General features: G+C 43.0%; 10 protein-coding genes. 4 read left to right on the forward strand and 6 right to left on the reverse strand.

Features of this window, described 5'->3' with window-relative positions; all coding sequences use genetic code 11:
- Positions 1-95: 95 nt before the first annotated feature.
- On the forward strand, positions 96-683 hold the full coding sequence (locus NG22_RS09205; RefSeq protein ID WP_053405483.1) for a peroxiredoxin-like family protein: 588 nt from the start codon (positions 96-98) through the stop codon (positions 681-683).
- A gap of 371 nt (positions 684-1,054) precedes the next feature.
- Here NG22_RS09205 and NG22_RS09210 read toward each other — a convergent pair whose 3' ends face one another.
- Together NG22_RS09210 and NG22_RS09220 are read right to left on the reverse strand one after the other, a co-directional pair.
- Entirely contained in the window at positions 1,055-1,576 is a 522-nt protein-coding gene (locus tag NG22_RS09210; RefSeq protein WP_157600970.1) for a hypothetical protein, read from the reverse strand.
- A 401-nt stretch (positions 1,577-1,977) separates the two neighbouring features.
- Complete coding sequence (locus NG22_RS09220) at positions 1,978-2,694, reverse strand: tetratricopeptide repeat protein (protein WP_053405486.1); 717 nt, start codon at positions 2,692-2,694, stop codon at positions 1,978-1,980.
- A gap of 203 nt (positions 2,695-2,897) precedes the next feature.
- On the opposite strand from NG22_RS09220, the gene NG22_RS09225 reads away from it, so the two are divergent.
- Positions 2,898-3,524: a histidine phosphatase family protein gene (locus NG22_RS09225; RefSeq protein ID WP_053405487.1), complete on the forward strand. Its 627-nt coding sequence runs from the start codon at positions 2,898-2,900 to the stop codon at positions 3,522-3,524.
- Positions 3,525-4,028: 504 nt separating this feature from the next.
- On the opposite strand, the gene NG22_RS09230 is transcribed toward NG22_RS09225, so the two are convergent.
- The 3 genes from NG22_RS09230 to NG22_RS09240 form a co-directional block, all read right to left on the reverse strand.
- On the reverse strand, positions 4,029-4,412 hold the full coding sequence (locus NG22_RS09230; RefSeq protein ID WP_053405488.1) for a GAF domain-containing protein: 384 nt from the start codon (positions 4,410-4,412) through the stop codon (positions 4,029-4,031).
- On the reverse strand, positions 4,388-5,902 hold the full coding sequence (locus NG22_RS09235; RefSeq protein WP_053405489.1) for a Cache 3/Cache 2 fusion domain-containing protein: 1,515 nt from the start codon (positions 5,900-5,902) through the stop codon (positions 4,388-4,390). The genes NG22_RS09230 and NG22_RS09235 overlap by 25 nt, the downstream gene beginning before the upstream one ends.
- 812 nt (positions 5,903-6,714) lie before the next feature.
- The gene (locus tag NG22_RS09240; protein WP_053406915.1) at positions 6,715-7,704 is read right to left on the reverse strand and encodes a beta-ketoacyl-ACP synthase III; all 990 of its coding nucleotides are present in this window, start codon (positions 7,702-7,704) and stop codon (positions 6,715-6,717) included.
- A gap of 670 nt (positions 7,705-8,374) precedes the next feature.
- On the opposite strand from NG22_RS09240, the gene gyrB reads away from it, so the two are divergent.
- On the forward strand, positions 8,375-10,327 hold the full coding sequence (gene gyrB / locus NG22_RS09250) for a DNA topoisomerase (ATP-hydrolyzing) subunit B (RefSeq protein WP_053405491.1): 1,953 nt from the start codon (positions 8,375-8,377) through the stop codon (positions 10,325-10,327).
- A gap of 1,114 nt (positions 10,328-11,441) precedes the next feature.
- Here the strand turns inward: gyrB and ppk1 are convergent.
- Positions 11,442-13,556, reverse strand: coding sequence for a polyphosphate kinase 1 (gene ppk1 / locus NG22_RS09260; RefSeq protein WP_053405493.1), 2,115 nt, complete (start codon positions 13,554-13,556; stop codon positions 11,442-11,444).
- Between the two features lie 713 nt (positions 13,557-14,269).
- On the opposite strand from ppk1, the gene NG22_RS09270 reads away from it, so the two are divergent.
- Positions 14,270-15,448: a DUF6359 domain-containing protein gene (locus NG22_RS09270; RefSeq protein WP_053405495.1), complete on the forward strand. Its 1,179-nt coding sequence runs from the start codon at positions 14,270-14,272 to the stop codon at positions 15,446-15,448.
- Positions 15,449-15,463: the final 15 nt, after the last annotated feature.

Raw genomic sequence — 15,463 nt, forward strand, 5'->3', positions numbered from 1 at the left:
ATGATGACGCCACGACTGAGAGATTAAAACTATTATGAATCCGAAAAGCTGTAATCAATCATTAACAATAATTATCAACATCAAAAAACCACATCATGAAAACCTTTGCTATAGCACTTCTATTAATTTTGTCTCCGCTTTTCATTTTTGCCCAGGGAGGCCTGAAGGTGGGTGATTCGGCTCCTTCATTTTCAGCAACGGATCAAAATGGTAAACTCATCCGTTCGGAGGATGTACTGGCTAAGGGCGATATGGTTTTGGTTTTTTATCGCGGCACCTGGTGCCCGCATTGTCGTCGTCATATTTCCAATTTACAGAAGGACCTTTTACAAATCACCGAAAAAGGAGCCAATGTCGTAGTGGTAACGCCTGAACAACCGGAATTTATAGAAAAGATGGTTAAAAAATCTGGTGCTACATTTTCTATTTTACATGATACCTCCTATAAAATCATGTTGGATTATAAGGTGGCCTTTAAACTTGGGAGAGAAATTGTCCCTGCCTCTTTCAAGCAGATGCAAAAAAATGCGAGAAAGCATAACGGTAATCTTGAGGATATGCTGCCAGTTCCTGCTACTTATATTATTTCCCGTGACGGTAATATTCGTTATATTCATTATAATCCGGACTTTACAGAACGTGCCGGTGTTGAGGAGATTGCGGCCCAATTGGTAAATCTATAGTCTACTTTTATAGCCCGAATAAAGCATGCTTTAATCCTCATTTTACTTCATGAGGGAGAATGCGAAGGAATAATTTCGAGTTTCCCCCAAGGATGCAGCAGAATGAGGAGAAGGCAAGCGTGCCCAAATTCGGGCTATAATAAACCCAATAAAATAACCATAACCCATTGAATATAGGTCAATTGATTTTGACCAAAAAATCAAGCGGTGATTATTTCGATTAACAAACTGAAATCAGGATCATTAGATCGAACGACTGCATTTACCGGTGAATAATTCCGGTTAAAAAAAATACCAGTGTTTATTCACTGGTATAAAAATGCTATTACGCGCTCAGGCCACTGGCAAAGCTTTTCCAGCGAAGCATATGGTCAGAAAAAACTTTCCTCCATTTCCACTAATCTTTCAAAGCCCACGGAGGAAATTTTTGGTTCCATCCAAAATCCTACCAGACTATTCCCCACTCTTTTATATAATACCCGACCGGAGTAAGTAGTGGCCTCTTCATCATATTGAAAATCCACATAAAGAAATTGCCCCAACACTTTTCCATTACCCCATTGCAGGGCCGCTTCCAGTCCAATCTGCCACTGCGCTTTCACTTGCAAGCCTATCTTTTCAATGGCAATGATACCGGCATAAAAATTCTGAACAAAGTCCGGATTGTGCCCCTGAACTGCATAGGCTGCTTGTAAGGGCAAGGCATTGTCCTCTTCATCCTCTAATTCCGTTGGGATTAATCCGTAATGCTGCACATAGCATTCCTGCAAATAGGTAAATAATTTTGCAGCCTCCTCCTCTGTCCCCAAATCGGCAAATCGCTTTTTATCTTGACTGTAATACCTGATTGAATCCCAAATTGCTCTCAAGCCCATACTTTTCTTATTCCTCAAATTTCCCGCAAGTTAAGTAAAATTTAAGGGATATTATTATTTCGAAAAGCGCAATGGGGCTTCCGTAGCAAATCCTTTTTTTTCCATGGGTAGCTACGACAGCCTGAAGCCGGAGCATCCCTGCTTAAATCTTCCTTTAGCTTCCAGGCGTGAAAATAAAGGAATTTGCTATATCGAGTTTTTTACAAGCACGCGGATGAGCGAGGAGCAAGCAAGCTTCGCCAAATTCGGGCTATTACAAAAGCACAAAAACAACCAGACCCCCGGACAACCATATGGATGAACCACTCAGACCCAGCTAATAAATCCTGTGATGAATAATTCGGGTAAAAAAACCTAAAAAAAAAGAGCCGCCCGCAGCTGCCCTTTTCTTGTTTTATGTCTTGTAAAAATCCTGTTGCCTAATTACAAAAAGCAGTCAATTTTTCCTTAGCTTCCTCTGATCCCAAATTGGCAGCTCGTCGCCAAAGTTGACAAGCCCGCTCCTGGTTCTCCGCCAAATATTCAATCATCCCCAAAAGAAAGTGAGCTTCCGCATGGCCCTGATCTTTCAAAATCACACGCTCCAAATCCTCCCGGGCAGCATCCTCCTGCCCCATTTTTAAAGCAACCTGCGCACGATTGTACAAAATCCCGGCATTGTCAGCATTCATTTCCAAAGCAAAATTATAGTCTTTCAGGGCTTGCTCATAATTTTTCAATTCCACCAGGACAAATGCCCGATTGTTATACAAATCCTCCACATTGGGCTTGAGTTTGATCGCCTCATTATAATCCTCCAGGGCTTTAGTCCAGTTTTGCTGTTCGCGGTAAGCATTTCCCCTGTTATAAAAAGCTTTATATTCCTGTGGCGCTAGTGCAATGGCTTTGGAACAATCCTCTACCGTACGTCCGTATTGCTCCTCCATAAAAAAGGCCACCGCGCGCATATTATAAGCAATGGCGTTTTCGGGATCTTTTTCAATTATACGGTCCAGCCATTTTTTCGCTTCCCCCGTATTTTCTTCATTCAAATACTTTCTGGCTTCTCCCATCATTTCATCGGTGGAAGGACTGCAGGAAGCCAGAAAAATAATGGCAAACAGATAAGATAATCCGGATAAAAATTGTCGATTCATATTGTGGTTAATTTCTGCCTGAAGGGTTCATTCCCCAAAAAAGGAACCACCGACAGGCTTTAGGTTAAATGGTTTGTCGTTGATCTCCCTCATGTAAAGGGAAAGTGAATTTTACGCTACAAATCTAACAGAATCATGGAAAAAGCAGGAAAATAAAGCCGATTATCGTATTTTCGGCCTACCTTTTTACACAAGCATTCGAGATGAAAAAGATCATTTATATTGCCCGCCATGGTCAGACCGATTACAATAAAGCCGATTTGGTTCAGGGGAGAGCCATTGACGCTTCGCTGAATGCCTTCGGACAGGCACAAGGTGATGCCATGGCACAGGCTTTAATGGAAGTTCCTTTTGATAAAATTTATACTTCTTCCTTACAACGCACCTGGCAAACCGCCCGACTTTTGTTGGAAAAAGGCATTCCGACCGAAAAAAAGGCTGGCCTGGATGAATTACATTATGGCGTTTATGAAAACACACCGATCTACCAGGAAGGTGATAATGTCTGGACGGTCATGAATGCCTGGAAAGAAGGTGATTACGAAGCCAAAGCGGAAGGTGGCGAAAGTCCTTTGGATGTTCAAAAGCGTCAAAAAGAAGCATTGGATGAAATCCTGTCGCAACAGGGGGAAGAAACGGTTTTACTCGTGATGCACAGCCGCGCCATCCGGATTTTAATGTGCACACTAACCAATAAGCCCCTGACTGAAATGCACACTTTTGTACCTCAGAATACAGGCATCACCCGCTTTGAGTGGGATTCGGAAAATGGCGATTTCAAATTATTGGAATTTAACAATGCGGATCACCTGGCAACGGTGAAAGCATAATAATTTATATTGTTGACATCCAGTAATTTCCGGATATGACAAGATGTTTTCTTCTGATTTTTAAATAGCCCTAATTAGGGAAAGCCTGCTTTCTTCTCGCCCAAAGCTTCCTTGGCAAAACGCTAATAGAGGAAAATTAGAGCACTTTTCCCGCCTTACAGCTAAAGAAGGAAGCATGCATTATTCAAGAAATAAGTAAGCATCCTATGAATTAAAAAGCCCTGCAACTCCAAGCAAGTTACAGGGCTTTTTGCTAATATTTTTTTCGTTGCTGGCCAATACTTTTTAACCCGGATTATTCATGCTTAAATCCTCGTTTAGCTGTAAGGCGGAAAAAATGAAGGAATAGTTTCCTATTTCGAGTTTTTTCCAACGAAACAGATGAATGAGGAGAAAGCAAGCTTGCCCAAATTTGGGCTATTATAATTCAAAAAAATAAACCATAAAACCTTGAATTCGAACTACTTGCGCTTGGTTGATAAATTTAGCGGTGAATAATTCGGGTTAAATATTAGCCTCCAATGCCTCATTTACCCGCCGCATTTCCTCCTGAGTGGCCATCATCTCTTCCATATTTTGACGCATCTCTTCTTCCTGAGCCCTCAACTGCTCCGCCTGTAATTGGGTTTCCTCTAATAATTTTCGGGTTTTCTCATTTCGCATGACTGATATTAAAGTCGCCGCAATTGCATCACATATTCTCAAGACCAATTCTTGCTTATAGGTTGCCAACACTTCAAAGCCAGCCAATTCCATTACCCCTATAACTTCATCGTTTTGTTTCAGGGGAACAATAAAAATGTTATTCGGGCGGGCATCTCCTAAACCAGAGGTAATTTGAATATATTCCTGTGGTACCTCAGTCAGAAAAATGGGGGCTGCCTCCATAAAACATTGCCCAACCAATCCTTCCCCGGATACACCTCCATATCCATATACTTTTTTCGGTCATATGCATAACAGGCTGAAAGTTTCAAAACTTCCTCCCCCGCTTTTTCCCTCAAAACAAATAAGGCACCCTGATTTAATCCCAAATATTTAATTATTCTACTCAACACCCGGTCCGTCAAAGCAGAGACTTCTAAATTTTGATCCCGCAGCAAGTCAGCAAATTGGGCCATCCCCTGATTTATCCATTGACGAGTGGTCTCTTGCTTTTTGTTCGAAGCTAAAGCGTTTTTCATTGCCAGGAGCGCACCTCCCAGGCGATCATCCCCATTTAACGATTCTTCATCGCTATCCGACAAATCTCCCTGCGCAATCCGATCTGCAAATCGGGTCGCCGCCGTAGTACTGTGAACAAACTGCTGAAAACTTTCCGCTAACAATACAATCTCCTCTATTCTGGATTCCATCAACAACTCAACATCCTCCTGCCCGCCTTTCACATTTTCTACGTAGGTAATCAATTGCTGAAAAGACAAATTTATCCGACGGATAAAATAACTTAGCGTACCAAAGATAACCAGCAATCCCATGATGCATAAAAATACAATCGTAAAGAGCTCCTCCTTCAATTCTGCCATTACTTCATCCTCATGCACCTGTGCCACCACCAGCCAGTCATATCCCGGTAATTTTTTCACATAAAACCAGTGATTCTCCCCCTCATACTCGCTTTCCAATAGCCCCTCCTGACCTGAACCTATAAAATCTGAAAGCGCCTGATACTCCTCCTGTTCAAAAATATTCCCCCCAACCATCTTTTCGTGGTCATAAATTTTTAACGCACCATCATGCCCAAGCAGGAAATTAGAACCTGAAGCCCCCATTTGCTCCTCCTTTATCATTTGCTCCACCAACGGAATCCCAACCGCAAGACCAACCAATGCAATAATTTCCCCAGAATCTGGATCTTTGATTTTTTGGTTAATAAAACATGCATACTGACCCAAATGCTTCAGATAGGAAATATTTAAAGTGAAGTCATTTTGATGCTCCAGTGTGGAAAAAATCCAGGCATCTCTGGCATTGTCCCGATCAGCTTCTTTATAAAAACCATCCTCATTTAACACCTGGTTTGTCGCCAGGCAATAAAAATTGAGATAAATCAAATCTAACCCCACCTGGGTTCGATGAATGATTCTTTTTATCTGTTCGATATCCTCTTCCGGATGCTGCAACAAATACAATAAATTATCATTGGCCGACAACGTTTGACCCACAAATTGAGGTTTATCAAAATTTGCCGTTACCTTCTCCACCAAACCCTGCACCATCAGGGGCATCTTATCCTCCTTGAACATCTGCTCCATCCTATTGGCGCGCTGATAATATCCAAAAATTGACACCACTAAAACCAATGTTGTCAAAATAATCCCAAGAGGCAAAATCAGTGCTTTTTGAAATGAAATCCCCTTTTTTTGATTAGTAGTCATATTGAAAAGCTTGGTAAAAAAAGATCGCTAAGATATTAAAATCAGCGAGTATTCCCCACCACCATTCATGATAATCTCATTAAAAATCTACTTTTCTTAATGTTCACTCTCATCTATCCTAAAAAAAACATTCACTCTTAAATAAACTAATGGTAAAATCTTAGCTTAATAGTCTTTACGCACACGGTTTTACAACCCCAAAAAGCCCTTTCAATTAATACTGAATTAATCACCACCAGATTTTTATAATTAAACTAAAACCCTTAAAACCGGTGCGCATCGAGTGATTTCACTAATTTTTAACCCCAATTAGTCTGAGTATTCTTTCTCCTCGCTCATCTACTACCTTTTAGCAAACGCTAACTACGGAAATACCACTACACTTTTCCACACTAGCACTATCGAAGGGTTACAGCATGAACAATCCGAACTAATCATGCTTTCATCGACTAAAGCCGTACTGATTCCATTGAGACCATATGCCCCAGAACCTCTCCCAACTTCCCCTGCACTAAGCCAAATTATTCACAGACGAATTTTCAAACCGCCGCATCCGATTACCCTCCATTAATTTCAATTGTATTCCTTGATTTTTAACAACCAAAATTTGGGAGCGGCCTTTCCCCTCACTCATCTGCGAGCCTGAAAAAAACAATAAGAACAGAAATATCCCTACACTTTTCCCGCCTTGCAAATAAACGAGGATTTATGCATGAATACCCTAGGGGTAGCGCGCATAATTCGGACTAATAAAAAAAAGCCTGTTATCCATCCAGAACAACAGGCTTTTTCCATTTCAAGCTAGCTCTTTTTTAATACGCCCACTTCAAATAAACACTCCCCCAGGTAAATCCTCCTCCAAAAGCGGCCAATACAATATCATCCCCTTTCTTAAACTTCTCTTCCCACTCCCAAAGACATAGCGGAATCGTTCCGGCCGTGGTATTTCCATAGCGTTCAATATTCACGGTCACTTTATCCATTCCCACCCCTAATCGGTTGGCAATGGCTTCAATGATACGCTTATTGGCCTGGTGTGGAATAAAATAAGCCAGTTGATCGCCACTTAGATCGTTACGCTCCATGATCTCCACGGAAACGTTACTCATATTGGTCACTGCATGCTTATACACCTGACGACCATCCTGAAAGAAATAATGCTCCTGATTCGCAATCGTATCCATAGTGGCCGGATAGGCAGAACCTCCCGCTTTCATGCGGATCATATCCTTGCCAATACCATCACTCTTCAAAATAAAATCCTGAATACCCAAACCTTCTTCATTCGGCTCCAAAAGTACCGCTCCGGCACCATCCCCAAACAAAATACAGGTGTTGCGGTCTTTATAGTTCATCACAGAAGACATCTTGTCCGCCCCGATGACCAATACCTTTTTATACTGCCCCGTACTAATGAAGCCAGCCCCGGTGGACAATGCATATACAAACCCACTACAAGCAGCCTGCATATCAAAGGAAAAAGCATTTTTTATTCCCAACTCATGGCACACAATATTGGCCGTTGAGGGGAACAACATGTCGGGAGTCATCGTGGCCACCAAAACGGCATCCACCTCCTGCAAGTCCAGACCTGACTTCGCCACCAGATCCTTCACTGCCTCCACCGCCAAAACCGAAGTTCCCTTTCCTGCTCCCTTCAAAATCCGACGTTCCTTAATTCCGGTACGGCTGACAATCCATTCGTCGTTGGTTTCCACCATGGTTTCCAATTCCGCATTGGTTAAAACATAGTCCGGAACATATCCTCCGACCGCAGTAATTGCTGCTTTACGCATGGTTATCATATTAACTATATGGGTTTTTTCTGTTGTCCTCTACCATTTTAGTTTTCAAACATAAGAAAATCCACTCTAATGCACCAAAGAAACCTTCACGAAAAAAACAATTTGAAACTTCCTAAGTTTCCACTCCCATTTCCATAGGCAGTTTCCTTCAGTTGAGAAAAATTCAAAAATTAACTGCTTTTTGATTGATAGTCTGAGGATTTGACAACCCGCCACCCCATTCTCTTAATAGAAAGACAACGTTCAATATACCCTCCCCGCGCTTTTCAATTCATAAATGCGTAAAAAAATATTTCTTCTTACATTTTACTTTTATCCCAAATTCGTATTTCTTTTTGCTAAAATCCTTCTGCGACTCCCCCTATTCAAAAAAGGTTTCATCCCAAAGCAAAAAACGTGCAGTTCCCCCCTGAAAATGACCTCAAATATTAGATATTTCGTCAGGATTATGTTATTTTTGACAAGTTGTGAAGGCTTCAAAATTGCCCTTACAGCCTTGCGTCACTGCATTTTTTGGAAGCTTTTCAGCAATTTTTAGGAAATGAGCGAGACGCAATTTTTGTTTAACAGTGAAGCATTGATTATCAAGGAGTAAGACCACCAAAAAAAGACACATAAAGTCTCAAAACTTTCCTTTTTGGGTGGTTGAATCGGATTAATTTAAAATATGAGCGAACAAACCAACAAACCAGCAGACTATTCAGCCGGTAATATTCAGGTTTTGGAAGGCTTAGAGGCAGTAAGAAAACGCCCTGCCATGTATATCGGAGATGTTGGCATCAAAGGCTTGCATCACTTGATTTGGGAAGTGGTGGACAACTCTATTGACGAAGCCCTTGCAGGTTTCTGTGACACCATTACCGTTAGCATCCAAGAGAACAATTCCATCACCGTTTCTGATAATGGACGTGGTATTCCGGTAGGTATGCACCCTACTCAGAATAAGTCAGCATTGGAAGTGGTAATGACTGTACTACACGCCGGAGGTAAATTCGACAAGGATACCTACAAAGTATCCGGAGGTTTGCACGGTGTGGGGGTTTCTTGTGTGAACGCCCTGTCAAAAGATATGACAGTAACCGTTCACTCTAAAGACGGCAAAATCTACGAGCAATCTTACAAAAAAGGTACACCACAGGCACCCGTAGCTCCGGTAGGAGAAACCGACAAAACGGGAACTACCGTTTGGTTCATGCCCGATGATGAGATTTTCACCCACCACGAATATGTTTGGGATCGCGTAGCGAATCGCTTACGTGAATTAGCCTTTTTGAATGCCGGCATCACCATTGTTCTGGAAGATTTACGGGATGTGGATGAGCAAGGCAATCCTTTATCGGAGACTTTCTATTCCGAAGGAGGAATCAAGGAGTTCGTGGAGTATTTGGATGATTCCAAAGAGAAATTAATTGACGAAGCCGTTTATATCGAAGGAGAGAAAGCCAATATTCCGGTGCAGGTAGCGATGAGCTACAACACATCCTTCTCCGAGAACGTGGTTTCTTATGTAAACAACATCAACACCCACGAGGGCGGTACTCACGTTTCCGGTTTCCGTCGTGCGTTGACCCGTACTTTGAAAAACTATGCCGACAAATCCGGCTTGTTGGACAAAGTAAAGGTAGACATCAGCGGGGATGACTTCCGCGAAGGATTGACTGCTGTAATCTCGGTAAAAGTGGCAGAGCCACAGTTCGAGGGACAGACCAAAACCAAATTGGGTAACTCCGATGCGGTAGGTGCGGTAGATTCAGCGGTATCCGATATGTTGAACACTTATTTGGAAGAAAATCCAAGAAGCGCGAAGCAAATCGTACAGAAAGTAATTCTTGCAGCCCAGGCGCGCCACGCGGCACGTAAAGCACGTGAGATGGTACAGCGCAAGAACGTGATGAGCTCCACTTCCCTTCCGGGTAAGTTGGCCGACTGTTCTTCCAAAGATGCAGCCCTTTCCGAACTATACCTGGTGGAGGGTGACTCTGCAGGTGGATCAGCCAAGCAGGGGCGTGAGCGCGAATACCAGGCGATTTTGCCATTGCGCGGAAAGATTCTGAACGTAGAAAAAGCCCAGGAGCACAAGATTTACGACAACGAAGAGATCAAAAATATGATCACCGCCATGGGCGTTCGTTTTGGTAAAGATGGCGACGAGAAAGCTTTGGACATGGAGAAGTTGCGTTACCACAAGATCGTAATCATGACGGATGCCGATGTGGATGGTTCCCACATTCGTACGTTGATTTTGACCTTCTTCTTCCGCTATATGCGCGACTTGATTGACAATGGCTATGTGTACATCGCTCAACCACCACTTTACCAAGTAAAGAAAGGCGCGAAACAAAAGTACTGCTGGACAGAGGAAGATCGTTTACTGGCCATTCAGGAAATGGGCGGCGACGAGAATAAAGTTTCCGTACAGCGATACAAAGGTTTGGGAGAGATGAACCCGGAGCAGCTTTGGGAAACCACCATGAACCCGGAGACCCGTACCATGAAATTGGTAACGGTAGAATCTGCGGCAGAGGCGGATCACTTATTCTCCATGCTAATGGGAGATGAAGTACCACCAAGACGTGAGTTCATCGAGAAGCACGCCAAATACGCGAATATCGATATCTAATGAAGATCAGAAATAATAAAAACGCCTTTCGATATCCGGAAGGCGTTTTTTTATATCCTGTTTTTTTAAGCCGGATTATTCATGCTTTGATCATCATTTAGCTGTAAGGCTATAAAAATGAAGGAATTTTTCCTATTTCGAGTTTTTTCCAACGAAACAGATGAATGAGGAGAAAGCAAGCTTGCCCAAATTTGGGCTATTATAATTCAAAGAAAATAAGTTTTAAAAAACTGAAAATACGTCACTTACGATTGGTTAATAAATATAGCGGTGAATAATTCGGGTTAAGGGGGGCTGCTGCCGCTTAGACGTCAGCACCAGGCTGGCGCGGCTCACCTCATCGGCCTTTTGGGCCGCTGTGGTTTAAACAAACCCGCTTCATCCTTGCCCCAAGCGGGCGATTGCCCGCGTGCATACTCGAGACTCACCGGCAGAGGGATAGAGGCTCTGTGGAGCTCCTTTTTGCAGCCTTAAAGCGTAGCGGCTCGCAAAAAGAGCGACTGCCGAAAGCCCGACCGACGTCAGGAGGGCTGCCCCAAAAAAAAAGATAAAACTATAAATAGTCGTAACGCTTCTGGTCTTAGGCTCCCGTCTAAGACCCAAAATCACGGGAGCGTCCGCTCCCCTTATTACCACGCCATTTCATTACAGTAGCAAGCACTCTTGTGATAAATGGTCGTAGAAAATCATACGACCAGCGATGGAAGGAATTTAAAATATAGCCACCTGCTCAATATGATGCGGGCGCACTCTGAAAAACTCTTTATGCACACCGCTTCTGGTCTTAGGCTCCCGTCTAAGACCCAAAAACCCGGGAGCATCCGCTCCCCTTTTTACCACCCCATTTCATTACAGCAGCAAACACTTTTGTAATAAATGGCCGTAGAAAACCCCACGACCAGCGATGGAAGGAATTTAAAATATAACCACCCGCCCAATATGATGCGGAGGCATTTTGAAAAACCCGCTTCTGGCCTTAGGCGCCCGTCTAAGACCCAAAAACCCGGGAGCATCCGCTCCCCTTTTTACCACCCCATTTCATTACAGCAGCAAACACTTTTGTGATAAATGGTCGTAGAAAACCCGACGACCAGAGCTGAGCAATAGCCCGTATTTAAAATATAGCCACCTGCTCAATATGATGCGGGCGCACTCTGAAAAACTCTTTATGCACACTAAAAGCATTTTCGCCCTCCGCAGGTTTTTTACGCGTAAAGGAACCATCCTCGTGCATTTCGTAGGCATTCACATTGTCTTTCATATTGAAATGCAAAAGGTTAATAACCTGACGCTTCAACAAATCATCCGTAATCAAATAGAGAGATTCCAGACGGCGATCGAAAGATCGCACCATCACATCGGCCGAACCACTGTACAATAAAGGATCGCCTTCATTATGGAAATAATAGACACGACTATGCTCCAGAAAATCTCCCACAATGGACATCACTTCAATATTTTCAGAAAGTCCCACACGCTTCGGACGCAGACAGCAAATTCCCCGAACAATCATTTTGATCGGCACACCGGCCTGCGAAGCTTCATAGAGCGCCGTGATAATTTTCTTATCCTGTAGGGAATTCATCTTAAAACAAATACCGGAAGGCTTGCCTTCCCGTGCATTTTTCCCTTCCTGCTCAATCATCTCTATCAGCTGATTACGCATATTATTCGGCGCCGTAATCAGGGATTTAAAACGATGCGGATTCGAATGACCAGTGATCACATTGAAGAATTCCGCCACATCCTTGGCGTACTCCCGCTTAGTGGTTAGCATCCCCAGGTCCGTGTACAATTTAGACGTAGACTCATTGTAATTCCCACTGGACATATGCACGTAAGAGGTAATCCCCTCTTCTCCCTTGCGGACAATCAAACACAATTTGGTATGTGTTTTCAGATTGGAAATTCCATAGATCACAAAGCAACCGGCGGCCTGCAACTGCTTGGCCGCTTCAATATTGTTTTCCTCATCGAAACGAGCCTTCACCTCAAACAATACAGAAACGTGCTTGCCATTTTCTGCCGCCTTCAATAAAGCTTCCACTATTCGGGACTCCTTAGACAGGCGATAAATCGTCATTTTAATGGACAATACCTTCGGATCTCTGGCCGCCTGATCCAGCAATTCCAATAAAGGCTCCATATTATTATAGGGGTGATGCAATAGAATGTCCCGTTGCTTCAGGACTTCAAGCATATTCTGCTCTCCTTTTTCCGGCAAACTGATTGGCCTTACCGTACTGGGCTGCTTCGGCAATTTAGACCTCAGCGCCGGATGTCCCACAATTCGCCAAAAACGGGTATAGTCCACCAAACTTCCCCTATGCATGCGGAAGATATTGTCTTCATCAATCCCGAAACGTTCTTTCAGGATGAGTAACAAATTTGGATCTGGATTATATTCGGTTTCTACCCGCACAACTCGTCCGGTACGACGGGTTTTCAACTTCAGACGCAACTCTTCCAAAAAGTTGGCTTCAATATCATCGGATTCCTCCAATGTAAAGTCGCCATTACGTGTTATGCGGAAAAGCGTCATAGACTCGATTACCACATTGCGGTACAGCTTTTCCATATGGTAGCGGATCACCTCCTCTATCGGAATAAAAACCAACTGATCGCCGCGGTCAATCTCATAGAATTTGGGCAAATTACTGGGTATCTGCACAAAAGACAGGCGATTCTGCCCGCTGCCGTCTTCTACCTGCGTCCAAACCCCGAAAATCAGCAGTTTATTCATCAGCAAGGGGAAGGTGTGGTAATTATCGTGCGCCATCGGCGTAAGCATGGAGAAGATCGTCCGATCGAAATACTCTTCCACTTCTGCCCGCTCATTCACCGTCAGGTTGGTCAGATTACGCTCAATAATAAAGCCTTCGGCTTCAAATTGGGAGGCGAGCAATCCGTACAACTGCTGCTGATCCTCCACAAACATCTGGGTCTCAGCAAACAATCGTTTCTTGAATTGATATTCTCTTAACTGCGAGTAATCCGTACGTTCTTTGCCGTAATCCAGATAGTTATACAAAGAACCTACCCGAATCATGAAAAATTCATCGAGATTACTGTCTGTAATAGCCAAAAACTTCAACTTCTCCAGTAACGTCCGGTCTTTCTTCGCCTGATCCAATACCCGTTCATTGAACTTCAACCAACTCAGATCCCGACTAATTAGATCACTACTGTTAATCAATTCCGTAATTCGATCCGTTTCCGCTCCAGCCATAAAATTTTTTATTGGGTTTTTCTAATAAAAATTTTGTTAATAGAAACTTAAGGTAAGGAATAATCTTCACTTTTGGAAGCCTCAGCAAGGAATTAACAGAAGCTTGATGTGGACAAAACACGTCCTTCCATTTTATTGAAATTGTATAATTAAAAGACAGTAAAAATGAAATTCAGACCATCAAAATGATTAAAAAATAGTGGATTTATGTCGTTCAATTGATCAAAAAAGGCAATTTACCGGAATTCTCATGCTTAAATCCTCATTTTACTGGTAGTTGGGAAAATAAAGGGATTTTTCCTATTTCGTTTTTTTCCAAGGAAGCAGAGAAATGGGAAGAAAGCATGCTTGCTCAAATTTGGGCAATTAAAAATCACAGAAAAAAAACACATAAAGAATTGGAGACAAACCTCTTGAGTTGAACCAGTAAATTTAGTGGTGAATAATTCGGCTTTTGTTAAAAATTAACCAATGTAAGATCTTATTCATTCTTATAAACAAAAGATCTTCATTTAACCCCAAAAAAGAATAACAGGATAGCGAAACCATTGCCCTAACTTAAAAATTGTCTGGCTGAATAAAGTAAGAAAGTGAGGCGGGTCTTAAAATATTTAAAAAATATCCATCCGTCTGGCATTTTTTATACCTCCTCCCCGGAATAAAGTGGAAACCTCTGCCTGCGAATCCTGCTTTGGAAAAGAAAAATTCCTGCTATGCGTTACACCCTATTCCTCTTTTCCACCCTACTCCTGACCGCCTGCCTGAAGCATCCGGAAGTCCAACAAGACAAGGCCAACATTACACTTTTTACTATCATAATGGACAACAGCCGCCTCCAGCAAATTGCATATATTGATCATGCCTACCTCGAGCTGACCAATACCAGCAATGCTACTCCCCATATCTTTGATAGCCTGGAAGTAATTTTTTCTGAGGGACAGATTCATTGCGAAAGTTTCCTTTTAGCTGCCGGAATTTATCAAATCGAAAAATTCGAATTAAGGGATGCCAATGGAGATCCGTTATATTTTGCTCCGGCACAAGACCATCACTTTTGTGAACTGATCGATCATGCCTGCCTTCCCATCCCTTTTGAAGCTATCGAGGGGATTACCACTCCATTACACATAGGGGTGACCAACAATTATACGCCCTCGGAAAATGGCCCCGCCGATTACAGTCAGCTGGAAATTGCGATTTATGAAATCACCTCGGTATTTCTTACCGCCTTCCGTTACCATTGTGACTTGCAGGCAATCGAATATTTTCAGGGAGACCCCATTATTCGGGATCATACCGGAGCAGCCATCCCTTTCATTCGGATTAATGCTGATCCGGAACCCTATCAATACCTATTGTTCCCCAGAGATAGCCTTTATCAGTTTCAAGTAATGTGGCATGAGGAAGAGCGAAACCTAAGCATCACCCATGAGCAACTCATTGCCTTGGACAGACAATCCCTTAGTTTTCATTTTGATAGCCTGAATTGTGAAAATATGACCGACTCCATTCCGGACACAGGCACCGATCCGGAACCCACACCGGAAATCGGAAATGCCCTGACCATACCCGAGGTGCTGGCCAATGAAGGGCTCAACGATGTGGATGTCGTGGGTTATATCGTCGGTACGACTTCCTCGGGGCCCAACCTTAAACATGAAGGCCCCTATACCTCCGCCACCAATATTGCCCTGGCCGATCAGCCTGACATCACTGATGCGGCATTGATCGTTCCGGTACAATTACCCACCGGCGACATTCGGGATGCGTTGAACCTGGTGGATAATCCTGCCAATGAAGGGCGTAGAATTATCATCAAAGAGGCGGATTTACAATCGTATTTTTCAACCATTGGCGCGAAGAACCCGAAGGGGTTTGAATGGGTGGAATGATTTTGATGGGATATA

The organism is Persicobacter sp. CCB-QB2, assembly GCF_001274635.1.
Classification (GTDB): domain Bacteria; phylum Bacteroidota; class Bacteroidia; order Cytophagales; family Cyclobacteriaceae; genus Persicobacter; species Persicobacter diffluens.

What these genes read in the sequence shown, in the direction of transcription:
- NG22_RS09205 (WP_053405483.1), top strand. Translation starts at nt 96, where the DNA reads ATGAAAACCTTTGCTATAGCACTTCTATTAATTTTGTCTCCGCTTTTC.
- NG22_RS09220 (WP_053405486.1), bottom strand. Translation starts at nt 2,694, where the DNA reads ATGAATCGACAATTTTTATCCGGATTATCTTATCTGTTTGCCATTATT.
- NG22_RS09225 (WP_053405487.1), top strand. Translation starts at nt 2,898, where the DNA reads ATGAAAAAGATCATTTATATTGCCCGCCATGGTCAGACCGATTACAAT.
- NG22_RS09230 (WP_053405488.1), bottom strand. Translation starts at nt 4,412, where the DNA reads ATGGAGGCAGCCCCCATTTTTCTGACTGAGGTACCACAGGAATATATT.
- NG22_RS09235 (WP_053405489.1), bottom strand. Translation starts at nt 5,902, where the DNA reads ATGACTACTAATCAAAAAAAGGGGATTTCATTTCAAAAAGCACTGATT.
- gyrB (WP_053405491.1), top strand. Translation starts at nt 8,375, where the DNA reads ATGAGCGAACAAACCAACAAACCAGCAGACTATTCAGCCGGTAATATT.
- ppk1 (WP_053405493.1), bottom strand. Translation starts at nt 13,556, where the DNA reads ATGGCTGGAGCGGAAACGGATCGAATTACGGAATTGATTAACAGTAGT.
- NG22_RS09270 (WP_053405495.1), top strand. Translation starts at nt 14,270, where the DNA reads ATGCGTTACACCCTATTCCTCTTTTCCACCCTACTCCTGACCGCCTGC.